This is a genomic window from Dactylosporangium sp. NPDC051087 (assembly GCF_055586325.1).
In genome coordinates, this window is sequence record NZ_JBVJIJ010000041.1 from 46,919 (window position 1) to 64,795 (window position 17,877).

11 protein-coding genes are annotated in these 17,877 nt (G+C 68.4%); 9 read left to right on the forward strand and 2 right to left on the reverse strand.

The window, feature by feature from the left end:
- The first annotated feature begins 253 nt into the window (after positions 1–253).
- On the forward strand, positions 254–958 hold the full coding sequence (locus ACZ6TV_RS48685; RefSeq protein WP_465307332.1) for a TetR/AcrR family transcriptional regulator: 705 nt from the start codon (positions 254–256) through the stop codon (positions 956–958).
- A complete protein-coding gene (locus ACZ6TV_RS48690; protein WP_465307334.1) occupies positions 958–3,528 on the forward strand; it encodes an ABC transporter ATP-binding protein/permease in 2,571 nt (856 codons plus the stop codon). The genes ACZ6TV_RS48685 and ACZ6TV_RS48690 overlap by 1 nt, the downstream gene beginning before the upstream one ends.
- Here the strand turns inward: ACZ6TV_RS48690 and ACZ6TV_RS48695 are convergent.
- The gene (locus tag ACZ6TV_RS48695; protein ID WP_465307336.1) at positions 3,465–3,788 is read right to left on the reverse strand and encodes a hypothetical protein; all 324 of its coding nucleotides are present in this window, start codon (positions 3,786–3,788) and stop codon (positions 3,465–3,467) included. The two genes, ACZ6TV_RS48690 and ACZ6TV_RS48695, sit on opposite strands and share 64 nt — an antisense overlap.
- Here ACZ6TV_RS48695 and ACZ6TV_RS48700 point away from each other — a divergent pair.
- The 3 genes from ACZ6TV_RS48700 (at position 3,738) to ACZ6TV_RS48710 (ending at position 11,862) form a co-directional block, all read left to right on the forward strand.
- Positions 3,738–5,291: an ABC transporter ATP-binding protein gene (locus ACZ6TV_RS48700; RefSeq protein ID WP_465307338.1), complete on the forward strand. Its 1,554-nt coding sequence runs from the start codon at positions 3,738–3,740 to the stop codon at positions 5,289–5,291. The two genes, ACZ6TV_RS48695 and ACZ6TV_RS48700, sit on opposite strands and share 51 nt — an antisense overlap.
- 375 nt (positions 5,292–5,666) lie before the next feature.
- Entirely contained in the window at positions 5,667–6,182 is a 516-nt protein-coding gene (locus ACZ6TV_RS48705) for a hypothetical protein (RefSeq protein ID WP_465307340.1), read from the forward strand.
- 2,725 nt (positions 6,183–8,907) lie between these two features.
- Positions 8,908–11,862 carry a fibronectin type III domain-containing protein gene (locus tag ACZ6TV_RS48710; RefSeq protein WP_465307342.1) on the forward strand — a complete coding sequence of 985 codons (2,955 nt, stop codon included), beginning with the start codon at positions 8,908–8,910 and terminating at the stop codon, positions 11,860–11,862.
- A gap of 249 nt (positions 11,863–12,111) precedes the next feature.
- On the opposite strand, the gene ACZ6TV_RS48715 is transcribed toward ACZ6TV_RS48710, so the two are convergent.
- Entirely contained in the window at positions 12,112–12,501 is a 390-nt protein-coding gene (locus ACZ6TV_RS48715; protein ID WP_465307344.1) for a nuclear transport factor 2 family protein, read from the reverse strand.
- A gap of 81 nt (positions 12,502–12,582) precedes the next feature.
- On the opposite strand from ACZ6TV_RS48715, the gene ACZ6TV_RS48720 reads away from it, so the two are divergent.
- The 4 genes from ACZ6TV_RS48720 (at position 12,583) to ACZ6TV_RS48735 (ending at position 17,864) form a co-directional block, all read left to right on the forward strand.
- Positions 12,583–13,350, forward strand: a complete 768-nt coding sequence (locus ACZ6TV_RS48720) for a helix-turn-helix domain-containing protein (RefSeq protein WP_465307346.1) — start codon at positions 12,583–12,585, stop codon at positions 13,348–13,350.
- 906 nt (positions 13,351–14,256) lie between these two features.
- The gene (locus tag ACZ6TV_RS48725) at positions 14,257–15,102 is read left to right on the forward strand and encodes a phosphotransferase (protein WP_465307348.1); all 846 of its coding nucleotides are present in this window, start codon (positions 14,257–14,259) and stop codon (positions 15,100–15,102) included.
- Positions 15,103–16,297: 1,195 nt separating this feature from the next.
- Positions 16,298–16,600 (forward strand): DUF3040 domain-containing protein, encoded by a 303-nt coding sequence (locus tag ACZ6TV_RS48730; RefSeq protein WP_465307350.1) that lies wholly within the window; start codon positions 16,298–16,300, stop codon positions 16,598–16,600.
- 277 nt (positions 16,601–16,877) lie between these two features.
- Complete coding sequence (locus tag ACZ6TV_RS48735; RefSeq protein WP_465307352.1) at positions 16,878–17,864, forward strand: hypothetical protein; 987 nt, start codon at positions 16,878–16,880, stop codon at positions 17,862–17,864.
- Positions 17,865–17,877: the final 13 nt, after the last annotated feature.

The following is a 17,877-nucleotide window of genomic DNA, read 5'->3' on the forward strand; positions in this document are numbered from 1 at the left end:
TGGCATGGTACTCGCCGCCGCATTCCGAGTCGGCAGCGCTAAGCCCACGTCGTCCGTGGTGCACGCCGCGCTGCTGGTCGGCAATCTGCTGTGCAGTGCTATGCCGCCTCCGATACAGCTTCTGGCAGCGGCGTTCGGTGAGCGCTGACCTGGGCTGACCTTCTCGGCAGACCCAACGTCGTCGGCACTTGCGCAGCCGATGAAAGTAACTTAGGGTACCCTTTGTTACCCCCAATAACTTTGAGGTGTCGTGGTGGCTGGTCGACGTATCGGAGGTCGCCCGCCGCGCTTCGATGTCGCCGACATTGTGCTGGCGGGACGTGCGTTGGGGTTGCGGGCGTTAAGCGTGAAGGCGGTCGCCGCCGAGCTGGGTGTGACCGCTGCTGCGCTGTATCGGCACGTCGACGGACGGTGGGATCTGGAGCGCCTCGTCGGGGAAAGCATCCTTGGCGACCTGGCGATCACGGACGATCCGACACTTCCTGTCGAGCCACACCTGCTGTCATTTGCGTTGCAGCTGCGGGAGTTCACCCTGCAGCATCGAGGGCTCGCACGATACCTGCAGGTGCTGTTCCCGCGCGGCGAAGCCGGCCGGCAGGTGCTCACCGATGAGGTTCAGGCCCTACACCGGCGTGGCTACTCCACGGAAGAGGCGATCGTGCTCAGCGGCGCCGTCGCGTCACTGAGCATCGCGATGGCCGCATCCGAGGAACACAGTGCCGCAGCCGAGGCCGACGACGCCGGTGGCCTCGGCCGTGAGCGCGACGCCGCGATCGCCGGCATCAGCATCGACGCGCGGCTCGGCGCTGCCCACCTCGCGCTGCCGCAGATGCCGCGGGACGAATACGTGTGTCTCGTGCTCACCGGCGCTATCCGCGGTCTGCTGCTCGCCGCGCCGCCGGGTCGGCCCGTCCAGGAGATCATCGCGGACCTCGCGACGACCCAGAAGGAGCTGTGATGGCCAAGCGTGGGTTCCAGGGTGCCCTTATGCGCGGTTTCGGCGCCCGTGACCACCGAGCCACCGTCATCAGTCGGGAGGCGATCACACCGCACTTCGTGCGGCTGCGGCTGATCTCGCCGACGCTCTTCGAGGACGCGGAAACCGGCCCCACGGCATGGCTGCGGTTCTGGTTCCCCGATCCAAACGGCGGTGAGGCAGAGCATCAGCGCGCGTACACGATCACGTCGGCGGACCCGTCAACCGGCGAATTCACGATCGACATGGTGCTGCACGAGCCGACCGGTCCCGCATCCGCCTGGGCGCAGCGCGCCGAACCGGGATCCGACATCGCGGTCTCCTCGCTCGGGTCATCACGGTTCAACGTCGCCGACGACCCACCTGCCGGGTATCTGCTGATCGGCGACTCGGCGTCGATCCCCGCAATCAACGGCATCCTCGGCGCGGTCCCCGCGGAGATCCCGGTCGAGCTGTACCTCGAGCAGCACGACGAGGCCGATCACCGCATTCCCCTCGCCACCCACCCGCGGCTGTCCACGCACTGGGTTCCCCGGCACGGCGACACGTCCCTGGCGGCCGCGATCGAGGCACGGGACTGGTCGGACTGGTACGTGTGGGCCGGGCCCGAGTCAGGCTCGCTCAAGCACCTGCGAGTCCGGCTGCGCGACGAGTTCGGATTCCCGAAGACGGAAGTGCACGCGCAGGCGTACTGGTATCACGGCCGCGCGTTCGGCAAACGCCGCTCCACCGAGCAAACGCCGACACCACCTGCCACGCCGACACCGTCGCCCACAGCGAGCACCGCACCGGCGCCCGTGCGCGGCGCCTGGCGGACACAGGCCGCAGGCCGGCTGATGGAGCCGCTCAAGCCGACCCTGTGGCTCGCCGGAGCGCTGCAGGCAATCGTCACGCTCGTCCAGCTCGCTCCGTTCGTCCTACTCGTTGAGCTCGCCCGGCGGATGCTGGCCGGGGCACCTGCCAGTGCACTGTGGACGGTCGGCGGCTGGGCGCTGAGCCTGCTCGGCGTCGGTGCGCTGCTCGGCTCGGCGCTCACGCTTTGGCTGCACACGGTCGACGCCCGCTTCTCCCGAGCGCTGCGTCACCGGCTGCTCGGCAAACTGGCCCGGCTACCGCTGGGCTGGTTCACCGCCCGTGGCTCCGGACACGTCAAGCAGGTCGTGCAGGACGACACCCTCGCGCTGCACTACCTGGTCACGCACGCTGTCCCCGACGCCGTCGCCGCCGTGGTCGCTCCGGTCGCCGTCCTCTCCTACCTGTTCACCGTCGACTGGCGGTTAGCGCTCGCCATGTTCCTGCCGGTCCTCGTCTACATCGTCACGATGTGGATCATGCTGGTGCAGTCCGGCGCGCGCACCGCGCAGTCGCTGCGCTGGACCGAGCGAATGAACGGCGAGGCCGGGGCATATCTGGAAGGCCAACCGGTGATCCGCGTCTTCGGCGGGGCGGCGGCATCCACCTTCCGGGCACGGCTGGAGGAGTACATCGGCTTCCTCAACGACTGGCAGCGACCGTTCACTGGCAAGAAGACCCTCATGGACCTGGCCACCCGCCCGGCGACGTTCCTGCTGCTCATCTCCGCGCTCGGCACATGGCTGATCACAGCCGGGTCGATGGAGCCGGTGCAACTGCTGCCGTTCCTGCTGCTTGGCACCGGCTTCGGCGCACGACTGCTCGGTATCGGTTACGGCCTAAGCGGTCTGCGGACCGGGCTGCTCGCCGCCCGCCGCATCCAGAACACCCTCGACGAGCCGGAACTGGCAGTCCGGGATGCGCCCGCCACGGACGTGACTGACGATCCTGGGACAGTCGTGTTCGACCGGGTCGGATTCGCCTACCGACCCGGCGTCCCCGTCATCCGCGACGTGTCCCTGGTCCTGCGACCGGGCACAGTGACGGCGCTGGTCGGTCCGTCAGGCTCGGGCAAGTCGACCCTCGCCGCGTTGCTGGCCCGGTTCCATGACGTCGGCTCCGGCGCCATTCGTGTCGGTGGGCGCGACCTGCGAGACCTGAGCACTGACGAGCTCTACGAGCGGGTCGGGTTCGTGTTCCAGCAGACACAGCTCGTCCACGGCACCATCCACGACAACATCGCCCTAGCCGTCCCTGACGCCACCCGAGCGCAGGTGGAGACGGCCGCCCGCGCCGCGCACATCCACGACCGGATCACACGTCTGCCGGACGGCTATGACACCGTGCTCGAACCCGACGCCGCGCTGTCCGGTGGCGAACGGCAGCGCCTCACGATCGCCCGGGCGCTGCTTGCTGACACCCCGGTGCTGGTCCTCGATGAGGCAACCGCGTTCGCCGACCCCGAGTCGGAGCACGCCGTCCAGCAGGCCTTGACCCGGCTGACCGCCGGTCGGACCATCGTTGTGATCGCGCACCGCCTGCACACCGTCACCGGGGTCAACCGCATCGTCGTACTGGACGCAGGAAGCGTCGCCGAATCCGGCACCCACGCCGAGCTCCTTGCCGCGGGCGGCCGCTACCACCAGCTCTGGACCGCCGACACGACGCCCGCCGACACGCCCGAGGAGACGACCCTGTGATCCGCATTCTGCTGCACCTGTTGCCGGCCGACCTCCGCCGCCGCGCCGTCGGCCACACCGCCCTGACTGTCCTCAGCGTTATGCTGCGCGCCACGGCGGCCGTGCTGCTGGTCCCGCTCGTGGGTGCCCTGTTCGGTGACGATCCCGGCGGCGCCTGGCGGTGGCTCGCGGCGCTGGCCGGTGTCACCGCGATCGGCTGGGCCGTCGACGTGCTCGCCGCCGGCATCGGCGTCGACCTCGGCTTCGCGCTGCTCGATCACGCGCAGCACGATGTCGCCGACCGGCTCAGCCGCACTCGCTTGACTTGGTTCACCGCCGAGAACACCGCCACCGCCCGGCAGGCAATCGCCGCGACCGGTCCCGACCTCGTCGGCCTGATCATCTACCTCGTCACACCGGTCCTCGGCGCAGTCCTGTTACCCATCGCGATCGGGCTAGCCCTGCTGCCCATCTCGGCACCGCTGAGCGCGGCCGCGCTCGCCGGGGTTCCGGTGCTCCTCGGCGCGTTCTGGGCCGCCGGACGCATCGGCCGGGCCGCGGACCGGACCGCAGCAGCCGCCAACACCGCACTCACCGAACGGATCGTCGAGTTCGCTCGCACCCAACCGGCACTGCGCGCCGCACGACGAGCCGAGCCGACGCGCAGCCTGGTCGGTACCGCGCTCACCGCCCAGCACGGCGCCACCGTCAGACTGCTGCTGTTGCTGATCCCCGGACAGATCCTGTTCAGCATCGCCAGCCAGCTCACGCTCGTCATGCTCGCGGGGACAACCGCAGTTCTGGCGGTACGCGGGAAGATCGGTGTTCCGGAGGCGATCGCCCTCATCGTCGTGATCGCGCGCTACCTGGAACCCTTCACCACCCTGGGCGACCTCACCCCCGGTATCGAAACCGCCACCGGGACGCTGCGCCGCATCCGTGCCGTCCTCGACGCCCCCGCGGCGTCAGACGGAACCATCGACGCGTCGGCACCAGCCGCACCTCCCCGCATCCGCCTGGAACAGGTCGAGTTCCGCTACACACCCGAAGCGCCGCCGGTGCTGGAAAATCTCGACCTGACATTGGAACCGGGCAGCACGACGGCGATCGTCGGACCGTCCGGCTCAGGCAAGAGCACCGTCCTGGCGTTGCTTGCCGGGCTGCACAAGCCGACCGCAGGCCGCGTCCTCATCGACGGCACTGACAGCGCGACCCTCCGCCCGCAGGCGCGCTCCGCCCTGATCAGCATGGTGTTCCAGCACCCGTACCTGTTCGACGGCACAGTCCGCGACAACGTCCTCGCCGGCGACCCCGATGCCGACCCTGACCGGCTGGCACACGCCGTCGCTCTCGCTCGGGTCGACGAACTCACCATGCGACACCCTGACGGCGACCGCACCGCCGTCGGCGAAGCCGGGACCGCCCTTTCCGGCGGCGAGCGGCAGCGGGTCAGCATCGCCCGCGCACTGCTCAAACCGGCACCAGTACTGCTCGTCGATGAAGCCACCAGCGCCCTCGACACCGAAAACGAGGTGGCGATCGTCCGAGCACTCACCGCCGACCCGGTGCCGCGCACCCGCGTCATCGTCGCCCACCGTCTCGCCAGCATCCGCCACGCCGACCGGGTGATCTTCATCGAGGACGGCCGCATCGTCGAGGACGGCACCGTCGAAGACCTGCTCGCCCGAGCTGGCCGCTTCGCCACCTTCTGGCAACAACGCCACACCGCCGCCAACTGGCGGATCATGACCAGCCCATTGACCACGAGCGGGTCGGGCCACTGATACCTGACGTCGACCGAAACGCTCCGGCGGCCGGTCGTGGAGAGGTCCTTGGATCATCTCGAGCGGATCATCCCGAGTTGGATCGCCGCACGCCCCCTCATCTCTCGAAGCCGTCCTGAGCTGGTTGATAGACCCGCCCGCGCAGCGGACTGCCACCCTGCCGTAACGGGCCAGCCCGTTGTGCCCGGCCATCAGCTCAACGGTTGAACCCGCATCGCTGCTCCCCATCTGTCAGACCGGGACGGGCCGGTTGCGGGTGATAGGTAACGTGGCCGGTCATGAGACCTGGGGTGATCGCGGGGAGTGCGCTGGCGGTCATGGCCCCTTGCCTGCGGTGCGGAACCGCCGCCGGACGTCGTCGAGTCAGTGGGCGCCGTGGCGACGGTGACCGACACCACTGCGCTCGTGCACGGCTATGCCGCCGAGGCCGCGGCAGCGGCCGGGGCAGAGCTGATCGTGGTAGAGGAGCGGAAGACGACCTGCAACTCCGACCGGGTGCAGTACACCCTCGATGTGTACCGCGTCGTCGGCACGTACGGCATCGACGTGCCGACGGCGGAACGATCAGCAGCGGTGAAGAAGATCCGCGACCTGTGGAAGCATCAAGGGTATGAGCTGGACGACGAACCCGAGCCGAACGACGTCGAGGCCGTGGCCGGCGACGCTGCAATCGGGCTGCAGCCAGCGCGGGGGAGCACTGGTGCTCCCGCTGTACGTGAATTCCGGATGCCGTACCAACCCCGCCGCCGGACCTGCGAACAGCAGCTGACAACGTCGGTCAGGGTGTTGCTGTGGGCCAGCTGCCCACGCGGGAATCCATACCGCTCTCAACGGGTAGGTTTCAGTTCCATGCATCTCGAGTCGTTGCGGAACCGGATCTGGCAGTGCTAGGGCAACCGTGGCGGTATCGCTCATGGCTGCACGGGGCCGCCGCAGTTGGGACGGTGATCAGGTCAGGTTGCCGCCCAGGGAGTACCAGTCGACCAGCCGCCGCCTGGGGTGTAAGCCCGCGACCAGGTGACGCCGGCGGCGCCGCGGCCGTAGACCTCTATCTGTTTGCCGTACTGGGTGGTGTAATACGCGACCGCGATCGGGTCGCCGGCGCGCGGAAAGCCGACATGTCGGGCGCGCCACCCTGCTGGATCGCGAGGTCTCGTGCGGGGCAGCTGGGCGCCAGGTGCGGCCGTTCGCGGCGGTTTGGAGCAAGTGCAGGTCCGCACGGAGCCGGTCCCGATGTTGCAGGCAACGTCGTTCGATGCATGGTGGGCGCGCACGTCCGCCCTGGCCGGTCCCTCGTCGGCGTCATGGCCCAACTATTGCCCTTCGCCATCGCTGACATCACCAAACGTCTCCGCCGTGCGGGCGACCCAGACGCCAGACCGGCGGCGAACTCCGCTTTGCCTACTGGCCACCGTTAACCGCCCGCCCCAGACGACACCCTGAAACGCCAGACCAGGACCATCACCGAGCAGACCTCCAAGAAACCGAACGGGACTGCCGACCCGATCCGCGCACAGGCACCCCGACTCGCCCCCGCGATGAAGCAGGGCGGCGATGTCGGACTCGGCGCCCTGCTCCACGTAGCCACCGTACGGCCGATCTGGGGCGGCGCTCCCGCGAACTGTGACATCCGCATAGCCGCAGCGTTCACCGAACTCGCCGCCGTTATCTGAGATCGGCTGGCACCCGCCCAAAACGCGCATATCGATCGGCAAACGTAAGAGCGCCCTACGGGCTATTCCGCTGTGAGCCCGTACGTTCGTACCGGCCGAGCGAGATTGGGTGGTAGCCGTGACGGGTGCCGGACGTCCGTTGCAGGCCTATGACGGACTGGAGTTTTCGTGCGACACGCTGCTGTGATGCCCGTTGCGGCCAACTGTGAGACCTGCGCGCAGCGCACCGCCATCTGGCGGCTGGGCATCGTGGCGATCGAGTTCGTCCCAGGCGCCGACCCTCAGGCGTCTTGATCATGGTCTTGCTGCCCGTGGTGCAACGTGCTCGGCGCCTCGAGATGGTTGCGCCTGACCGGACTCCGGCATCGCGGCGGGTTCACACCGCGCGTATGAATTAGTCGGATCGCATTCGGGAAGGGCGTGTACCTCGTTCGAGGCAGATGTTGCGCCCGATGACGCCTGGGTGCTCCGGTTGCGGGATTCTGACGTTCGTGTCGCGGTCGTCATGTCGACTACGCCGAGCAGGCGGCTCGACGGCGACACCGCCGGTAAGTGTGGGTAAGTAAGGGATATGCGGCACCCCGAGTGCGGGGAAAGGAACGGGCGATGACGACTACACGTGACGGGGTCGATGAGCTGCACGCACGGTTCGCTGCCGTCCATGAGGATGTCGACGGGCCGGTGCAGTCGTTCACCGGGTCCGGCCATGGGAAGACCCGGTCGGGTGAGGTGGTGCGGCACGTGGCGACCTCGGTGCCCGGCGGCGGCCGGCCGCAGGTACAGCGGGTGCAGCAGTCTGTGCGGCAGTGGCCCGGTCGCTGGGCCGGTGCAGGTGTTGGCGTGCTGGTTCTAGCCGCGGCGGTCGCCAGTGTCAGGGTCTGGCGGCGCAACCGGTAGCGCCACGGCACCGGTCCGCACGCGCGTGGCGGCACCAAGCCAGCCGCTGGAACCGATGATCGAACGTCTGAGACGAATGGTTAGCGACCGTTGGCTGACGCCCTCGGCCTCGATGAGGTTGTAGCTGTTCGGGTCGGCCCTGAAGCGGTCGGAGCAGGTCGTGCTGAACTGGCTACGACAAGTCCGTCCATGACACCGCTGCAGGCGAGGTGGATGCGGCCGCCGAACAGCAAGGTCGTCCTGGAGGCCAGCGCCCGGACGGGGCGACAGGCCAGGCCTGGAGCGACCGGGATCGGTTAGCAGGAGCGGGTGGTGCGCGACCGGCCCGCTCAGGCGATCGCCAGCGCGCGTCGAACGCGGCCAGGGCAACCGCGACCTGCTACGTGTTGATTCAACCCGCGTGACAGTCCAACTGCAGCCCTCACCGGCAGTTGATGTTCACCCCGGGCGGCGACCGGCCCGTTCGCCGTCCAGGCGACCGCTCCGGACGGTATTCTGACCCGCGCAGCACTTGCCCCGCCTTCGAGTCCACGAGCATCCATACCTCAGATGCCAAATTCGTTCCGTGCGACGCCCGGATCGCTGGGCATCCACGGACGGGCGTAGACGGGACGTCGACACCGTTCTCGTCGCGCGTCACCCGCGACGGCCGTGTAGTGGCCGCGCTGGTTGATCTGGCCGGCTGTGCCGATTCCGATGTGTGGTTCCGGGCCACGCTGTCGCCGCCCTCGGTACTCAGCGTCGAGGAGCGATGCGGGCGTGGCGGCGCTGATCGTGCTCTATGCCGGCGTGATCGGCGCCGCCACTGATATGCATCACGCCGATGGTCTTGCGGCCGTATCTGAAGGTGGCGGCGGCAGAGTGTCTGGGTCCGAGCGGGCGGGAAGGCCTGCAAGGATCCTCGCCGGCGGTGGTTGATGAAGCCGTCGCTAATGCCGCTGTACGGCCCCGATGTGCGCAGTACCTCCGCCTCAATTGGCGTGAACGATGACCAGATTCGTTTCTAAAAGTTATTGTTCAATCACGCTGAGTGTCTGGAGTGATGGATGAGTCTTGTCCGATGTGCCGGTGCGGTCCTCGCCGCCGCAGTCGGGTCCGGCGGTCTCCTGGCCGTTTCGGCAACACCGGCGCACGCGGCCACGATAACGTTCAACTACACCGGCTCAGTCCAGACGTACACCATCCCGGCCGGCACCACGAAGCTGCAGGTCGTGGTCAAGGGCGCACAAGGCGCCGGCGGCCTAGGCGGGGGCGGCGGGACCGTCACCGCGGTCATCACCACCCCAGCAGGCCTGGGCAACAAGATCCAGGTCATGGTCGGCGGCACCGCCGGCTGGAACGGCGGCGGTCTGTCCGCGACGGGCGGCGGCGACGGTGGCGACGCCTCCGACATCCGCCAGGGCTCCTGCGCCGCTACTAGCTCATGCCAGTTGAACGACCGCACCGTGGTCGCCGGCGGTGGTGGCGGTGGCACCGTGTACAGCGGCGGTGGTGGCGGCAAGCCCCCCACGGCGGCCTACCCATCGCACACGGCCGGCAGCGGCTTCGCTCACCCGGGTGGCGCCGGCACTCAGAGTGCGGGCGGCGCGGGCGGCGCGGCGTACGGCGTCGCGTCCGCAGGCGGCGCGGGAACGCTGGGGTACGGCGGCAACGGTGGACCGAGCGGGTCGAAGAGCGGCAGCGGCGGTGGCGGCGGCTACTACGGTGGAGGGGGCGGCGGCGCCACCGACAGCATGTCGTCGGAGGGCGGCCCCGGCGGCGGCGGGAGCAGCTACGTCGACCCGACACGGGAAGACTCGCCATCCGTATTCGCCTCCGACGACAACTACGCCGCAGGCTCGATCACGATCAGCACGCTCGGGCCGCCGGAACCCGACAACGTGACCGCACAGGTCACCGCGGGCGCCGGCAACGTCGAGCTGGACTGGGACGCACCCAGCGGTGGCGCCGACTCATACGTCGTGTATCAGGGGCTGACCAGCGGCGGCTCCTACACCGCCGTGAACTCCGGCACCTGCTCCGGTGTCACCGCAACGTCCTGCACGGTCGGCGGCCTGACCCCCGGGACCGTGTACTACTTCAAGGTCGCGAGCGTGCTGAGCAGCGCGGAGGGCTCTCCGTCGAACCCGGTCAACATCACCGCCATCGGGCCACCGGCCGCACCGACCGGCGTCGGTGCATCCGTGACCGGCGACGGCACGCTCACCGTCACCTGGACCGACCCCGCCACCGTGGCCGCGCCCACCGCCAACTTCCAGGTGCTGGCTTCCCTCGGTGGCGGCTCGTACACGCCGGTGGGCGTCGGGACCTGCGCGGCGGTCACCGTCGCCAGCGGCTGCACCGTCACCGGCCTCACCGGCGGCGGCAGCTACCAGTTCAAGATCGTCGGCGTCAACGCCGCCGGCACGGGGTCCCCGTCGAGCCCGTCAGGCGCCGTCACGGCCGTGGCAGCACCGTCGGCGCCCACGCCGGCCGCGGTCACGGTCACCGGGCCAGGCACACTCACGGTCGCGTGGACGGGGCCGTCCGGCAGTGTCACCGGATTCAAGGTGTACGTGTCCAGCGGCGGCCCCTACACCGCGGCCGGCTCCGGCACCTGCGCCGGCACACCGATGAGCAGCCCGTGCACGGTCACCGGCCTCACCCCTGGCCAGGCGTACCGGTTCAAGATCTCCGCCGTGGCGTCGGCCATGGAAGGCAGCCAGTCCGTCCCGTCGGCTGAGGTCACCGCCCTCGACGGCCCAGCGACGCCGGGCACACCGCAACTTGCCGTCGCCGGCAACGGCAAGCTGCGCGTCACCTGGACCTACCCGAGCAGCGCCGCCGCACCTGCCACCCGCTTCACCGTCGAACTGTCCAAAGGCAGCGACTCGTACACCCCGATCAGCAGCGGCGAATGCGCCGGCCCGACCGCGAGCCCTTGTCTCGTCGGTGGGCTCGAGGTCGGCACCGCCTACCGGGCCCGAGTGACCGCCGTCAACGCCGCCAGCACGGGCAGCCCGTCCACCGAGTCGGCGCCGTTGACGGTGGTCGCCGCCCCGGGCGTACCCACCACCATCACCGTCCAGCCGGGTGACGGACAGGTCACCGTCACCTGGACCGCGACCGCACCCGCGACCGCAGTCACCTACCACGCCCTCGCGTACCCGGCCAGCTCCAACAACCCCGCCGCGGACTGCCAGGCAACCGCGCCGACGCTCACCTGCACCATCCACGGCCTTACCAACGCCACCGCGTACACAATTAAGGTGTACGCATCGGGAGTCGTCGACTCCGAACCAAGCCAGCCGGTCACCGCCACGCCGAGCGTCGCACCCGGCAGCCCGGCAGCAACCGCAACCGGCGGCACCGCGTCGATCACCGTGCAGTGGACCCCGGCCGCGACCGGCTCCGGCATCGCCGGCTACCAGCTGACCGCAAACCCCGGACCGGCCACCTGCCACGCAAAGGCCACCGACACCAGCTGCGTGCTCGGCGGGGTCGCAGGCACGGCCTACACCGTGTCGATCGTCGCGGAGGGCGCCTTCGGCCGCGACTCCGCACCGACGGTCACCAACCCCGCCACCCCGGCACCACCGGCCGTGCCGGCTGCCACACCGCTGGCCGATGCGACCCTTACCACCGACCAAGGCGACATCCAAACCGCCACCCCTGGCCAGCAGGTCATCGTCGTCGGCCACGGCTTCGCGGCCCACTCCACCGTCAAGATCGCGATCTACTCGGAACCGAAGCTGCTGGCCACCGCCGTCGCCGACGACCACGGCGACGTGCTCCAGCCGGTGACAGTCCCAGCGAGCCTGGCAGCTGGCTCGCACACCGTGGTGGCACTCGGCGTGGACCAGTCCGGCGTGACACGTACCCTGTCGTTCGCGGTAACGGTACAGGCGGCAAGCGCCACCCTGCCGGTTACCGGCCTCACACTAACTTGGATGCTGCTGTTCGGCGCCACATCAATACTGGCCGGCGCCACCCTGACAGCCATCGGCGTCCCCCGGCCCTGAACACGGCTGCACCACTCGGACCCCGCCCGTAGAGAGCTGCGGGCTGGGCCCGGTCAGGCCTGCGCCTCAGCCGCCACCAACGCGATGGCTTCGTCCGCGAGAACGAGGCCCTGGCTCAAATTTTGTGAAGGCGTTGCTTCGGTCAAGCCGCCGCCCTTGCCGGACTGCGTCGGGCGCGCATCGATGGGAATCGTCGGGGACCTGACCTGCCGTTCGGCGAGGTCCGCATCGCAGGTGGCGCACTGATGGTCAGCGCTGTGTGGGTGTCCACCACACCAGGTTGGCGGCCACCTGAGCCACCGGTTCGATGATCTCCCACCCCTCGACGATCAGCCCGTCGCCGATCCGCCACATGTCGACGACCGCGATCTCCGGTCCCGCGTCGGGAAGCCACCGCCGCGAATACATCACAACGTGATCACCATCGGACAGCACCCGATGAATCTCGACCTGCATGCCGGCGAGCGGCACCAGTGCGGCGTCGACGGCGGCGAGCCACTCCGACTTGGTCGAGGTGGTCGTGCCGGGTCGGTGATGGATGAAGTCGTCGCTGAGAAACGATGCCAGCGCGTTGACATCGCCGGTCTCGATCAGTCCTGCAAGAGCCTGTTGGACGATGCTCTTGTTCTGTGTGGTCATGGACGCAGTGTTTCCGCAGCCGCCTTCGGTTGTCGATGACATCGGATTTCATGGCGTTCGGCTCGACAATGAGTACGCTGCATGATCGTGCACACGGTGGGGGAGCTCCTGCGACAGTGGCGTCAGCGGCGCGGGCTCAGCCAACTTGACCTCGCGATCGCCGCAGACGTCTCGGCCCGTCACGTCAGCCTGGTCGAGACCGGCAAGTCCAGGCCGAGTGCCGACATGATCCTCCGGCTCGCGGAGCAGCTGCACGTACCGCTGCGAGATCGCAACCGGCTCCTGCTCGCCGCCGGCTTCGCACCTCGGCACAGTGAGCGTCCGCTCGACGACAACGCGCTGTCGGCGGCCTTCGACGCGGTCAGGCGGGTGCTTCGCGCCCACGAGCCGTATCCAGCGCTGGTCTTCGACCGCCGGTGGAACATCGTGATGACCAACCGCGCCGTCGACCCGTTCCTCAAGCGGGTGGCGCCCGACCTGTTACGGCCGCCGGTCAACCTTGTGCGGCTGGGACTGGACCCGCGCGGGTTCGCGCCCATGGTCGTCAACCTGGCCGACGTACGAGCCGTGTTCCGTAACCGGATCACGCGCCAGCTCGCCACCGCACCCGACCCCGAGCTCACCGCGCTCTACGAAGAACTGCTCGCGCCCGAACCCACGGGCCCGTCGTGCGAACGAATCGAGTCAGACGTCGTGATCCCGATGATCCTTCGCATCGACGGACGGGAGCTGCGACTGTTCTCGACCATCACCACATTCGGGACCCCAATGGACATCACGCTGGACGAGGTCGCCATCGAGGCCTACTACCCGGCAGACCCGCAGAGCGCCGCCTACTTCACGGATTAGCGCACTGTCGTGCCGCTGTTCACGCAGGCCCTTCACATACGGTGCGGGCCATCCGTCGGCCTGCTCGAGCTGTCGCGAGTCCACAGCCAGCTCCCGTGAGGGCACGGCCGCCGGCGGCCGATGGTGCCGGATGGGCGGGTGCGCTGATGGCGCGACGTCCGAGCCGGGACGTCTGGCCGGGTCCGTACAACGATGATGATGGCGACGGTGTTCTTGGTCCGCTTCGGGTTGGTGATCACCCAACTGCCCACCGCGGGTGAGCGCGAGCAGCATGAGGCCGAGCAGGATCAAGGCGGTCGCACCCGCACCCGCAGACGCAGCAAGAATCCGGCCAAGACCGCTGGCAGCGAGGGCCGCCTTCACCGGTCGGTCCGTCCGACGGCAACCTCGTGTAGCTCGGCGCGCAGCACTCAGGCTCGATCCAACAGCCGAACCGCGGACGCCCCTGCGCCCATCGCGACGAGCTCCCCGCCGCAAGCTCGTACAGGTCGGACTGGAACTGGTCGCTGTACCGAGAACGGTTGGTGGACGGCGGCACGCGGGACACGGTCTCGGTGAGACAGGTAGCCATGCTGGCAGTACCTCGCTGGTCCAACTGAAGCCGGCTGGCGCCTCGAACCGTGCGTCCGAGGACCAGAAACTCCTCAGCGAGATCGCGTGCGAGACAGGAGACATGACGAAGAGCACGACTGCTTACGGCAGCGGACGCGGACATGAACGTCTGCGCAGCGGAACCCCTAGTCGTGGCGTGCCCGTCCGCGGGCGTAAGCGCGGTCGAGTGCAGCCTCGACGTGGTCCCGTCGCGGCGTCGGCGACACGCATCTGCCACTCGGGCGTACCTCGCCCGCTGGCGCCGCAGGAGCGGCCATCATCACGGGGTGACCAGCCCGACCGAACACGCCACGCATGGCTGAGCACGACCTGGCCGAACTGCAGCGGCGAGCCGACCGTGCCGGTGTCGAACTCGGTGTGGTGCTGCACCACACCGATAAGGCCATCGTCGCCGCCGGCTCCCTGCACGGGCGTCCGGTCGTGGCGAAGCTCCTCACTACCGGCGACCCGTACTGGACCGCCCGCCGCGACCACGAACTCAGCATCTACCAGCGTTTCACCACCCACCCGCCGCCGGTGCGGGCACCCCGCCTCATCACTCACGACGACCGACTCACCGTCCTGACCCACATCACCGGCACCCGCCTCGACGAACAACGGCACCTCACCGGCGACCTCACCCCTGCTGACGCCGGCCGCCTCCTCGACACCCTGGACCAGGTCGCGGCGTGGCAACCGGCGCCCACCCTGCCGGAACCCGTCGACTACCATGCCCGGCTCGCCGCCGAGCACGACGCCGGCCTCCTCGACGACAGCGACCTGGCCACCGCCCAGCAGCTCCTGCACCACACCGACTTGCCCATCGCGCACGGTGACCCGCTGCCGACGAACCTGCTGTCCGACGGCACCGGATGGGCCCTCGTGGACTGGGAATACGCCGGCCGGTACCTTCCCGGCTACGACCTTGCCGTGCTGTACACCGTCGGTGCTCACGCCAGTCCCACCCTTGCACAGGCCATCCTCGTCCGGACTGAGACAGCCGGTATCAGCGCCGCGTTCGCGGTCAACGCGATGCTGCTGTGCTGCCGGGAGATCCGCATGTACCAGGCGCTCCCGTACGGGCCCGCCCGCGAAGACCGGCTCACCGCCCTCGCCGTGCACCAGGACCGTGTCCGCACGCTGCTGCGATACGCCCGCTGATCGACAATCACAATGCTTTACGCCACCGCTCGGCTCCGAGCGGTGCCTTCGACTGAGGCTTCCCCGCGCGTGCCGGCGTGCCGCAGAGCGCCGTACGGAGTGGCGAGTCACGTGCGTTCACCGGCGGGTCCTGGCATACGGCGCATGCCAGCTGCCCTTCGTCCGGCAGGGACGAGTTCGACATGCATGGCGGGCACCAGCAGGCAGATGCTGGCCCGCAGATCGGAGGTCCTGCATCATGACCGCGCGCCGACCGCGACGCCACAGTCGGCACTGCAGCAGCACGTCACACGAATACTTCAGTTCGTCATTGACCTGTAACGGTCACCAGGCACGCTTTTGATGGAGCCGGTGAGGTGGCTCGAGAACGGTACGAGCGGTAGGGGAATGCGCCCGAGCCGCAGCAGATTCGCTTCGTGAAGCAGGGGTGTCTCACGAACGATTCAGTAGCGATCCGAGGCCATAGGGCCTGGGTTGCGTTCAAAGTACGGGTGCCGAGGTGGCGGCCTCGGCGCCCGTACGACCTCGGCGCGGTTCTACATCCGTCCCGTGATCGGCGACGCCTCGGCCGTGACGGTTTGATGCAGTCAGGAGATTCTCGGTCGAGGCTTCCAGCGCCCGCGGGGCCGTCGAAGGCTCCGGCAACGGACGCCGGCCGGGTGGCGGGAATTCGACCTCACCACAGGCTGCCTGCGCGAGGCAGTCGCTAAGCACCTTGGCGAACCTGTCCCCAGGCAACGCATTCCACACGTCAGCGAACGCGACATCCGGGCGGGCGCTGTCGAGTCGCGGATCTTGCTCGGCTGCCGAGCCACGTGGGATCTTGCCGCAGCCGGCAAGACACACCGTACGCGTTGCAGCGTTACCCGTTGGGCGGCCAGGGACGGTCACCGACTGATATCACCAACCTGCATGAGTGTCGACGCGATGCATGACGCCAACGGGCTACAGCTCCTGCGCGGGTGACACCACCACCACCACCACCATCATCATCATCAGCGATTTCGTCGCCACAACCGCAACATGCAACCGATCCCCACGACCGCCCGGCTGATCGGTACGACCTGTACCGGAGCGACCAACCGGCGAATACTGCGCCCGCTACGGCAGCGGAAAACGTCGTGCGATCGTCATATATCTGCAGAGCGCCCGTCATGTCCCGCAGTGAGGATCGCTGGTGATTCGATGACTGGTGATGCTGATGGACGGTTGGATGCTCGACGAAGGCGAGTTGTGGCGTCTGCGCATGATTGAACAGCAGATTGCAGGCGACGACCCAGCGCTAGCACGAGCGTTGACCCGACTCGAACCTGTAGCACGATGGCGCTTCCGCGTAGCACTCGGAACGCTCATTGTGGCTATAGGGGGTATTCCGACAATCGTCTTTGCTGGTACTGCGGTATCAACCGCCCTAGTTCTGACCATACTCGGCTTGTCCGCTGTGCTGCTGACCTGGGCCAGCTTCTGCATGTTGCGGGACTGGTTCGGTCTTGGCTGACGCATCCACCGACTGGGGTGCGGTGACTGGGACTGCCGCCGGGGTGCAGGCCGAGCAACCAGCCGAGCATCGGTGACAACCGTATACATGCCTGTCACGGCGGACGTGCGCCCGTCCTTCGCCCGGTCTCCCGCCGACACCTGGTTTAGTCATTCGTCCGCAGCATTATGACGATCCGACACACTGCAGTCCCGCCGCCAGCTGGGGCGGTACTCCACGGCAACGACGAGCTTGCCACCCTCTCGACATCACGGCATGCGGCGCTACGGTGTGACTCGTGAAGGTATCGACGCGGACGGCATTGCTCGCCGTTACCGGCAATGCGGTCGTGATGGGCGCCGTCGGTGTAACCGCCCCCATCGGATGGCTACTGGTGCCTGGTGTGGCGGGAATGGTGACGCGGCCACGAACGGCGGCTTTGATGTCCAGCTGGGCGGGTCTACTGATTCTGCTGTCAGTGGCGGTGCCGATCGTCCCCGGCCATCGCGGTGACCGAGACTCGCTTGCCGCGTCCGCCATCTACCTGGCGGTGCTGCCGATGGCGTCTTGGCGGCGCATGCGAGCTCGAACCCGCCAAGTGGACGCCGCGGGGCCGGCCATCATCGATGTGGGTGCGGGTCGGGTGAACCGCCCGGTGATTTTGGCCGTGTCGCGGCTGCCCGGCGAAGTCGTCGCGACGGCGCACCCCTCCGATGGGGGCGTCTGCGTGCTGATCGGCATGGTGATGGGGCAGGTATCGGATCCGCGACGGTGCGCGCGGGCATTGGAGCGGGCATTCAGTGCTGCAACGCGGCGCGGCGGTGCGGAACTGCGCCAGATGGCCGCTCTGTTGACACCACTGGTGCGTCGATACGCTCCAGACGGATATGTGGCTGCCACCTTCGTGCGGGTGGACCGATGCGGCAGGGCTGAGGTACTCCGCTGCGGCGGACCGGAAATCCTCGCAAAGCAGTGGGATGCAGACAAGCTAGGCGGCCAGACGTGCGTAGTGGACGCCGGGCCCGGCCCGTTGCCGCTCGGAGCTGTCCAAGAGGCGGCAATTCCCGAACGCCTACCGGACGGTGCGAGGATCGCGATAGTGACGACAGCATTTGCCCTCGCCCACTACGACGGGTATGTCCATGCCGTGGACCGTGGCCTCAGCTCGGCCGATGCCAGACTGGCGGCCGTGCGGTTGCTGATGGGTCCAGCTCCAGCCTCCGGTGGCCGCAACCTTACGGGCCCGGCAGTGGTCCTTGACGCCGTCCATGGAGCTCAGCCATAAGGGGTTGCTTCGT

Bases quoted from the DNA above. Each gene is read 5' to 3' on its own strand.
- ACZ6TV_RS48730 (WP_465307350.1), top strand. From the start codon at position 16,298: ATGCTGATGGACGGTTGGATGCTCGACGAAGGCGAGTTGTGGCGTCTG.
- ACZ6TV_RS48690 (WP_465307334.1), top strand. From the start codon at position 958: ATGGCCAAGCGTGGGTTCCAGGGTGCCCTTATGCGCGGTTTCGGCGCC.
- ACZ6TV_RS48710 (WP_465307342.1), top strand. From the start codon at position 8,908: ATGAGTCTTGTCCGATGTGCCGGTGCGGTCCTCGCCGCCGCAGTCGGG.
- ACZ6TV_RS48715 (WP_465307344.1), bottom strand. From the start codon at position 12,501: ATGACCACACAGAACAAGAGCATCGTCCAACAGGCTCTTGCAGGACTG.
- ACZ6TV_RS48720 (WP_465307346.1), top strand. From the start codon at position 12,583: ATGATCGTGCACACGGTGGGGGAGCTCCTGCGACAGTGGCGTCAGCGG.
- ACZ6TV_RS48725 (WP_465307348.1), top strand. From the start codon at position 14,257: ATGGCTGAGCACGACCTGGCCGAACTGCAGCGGCGAGCCGACCGTGCC.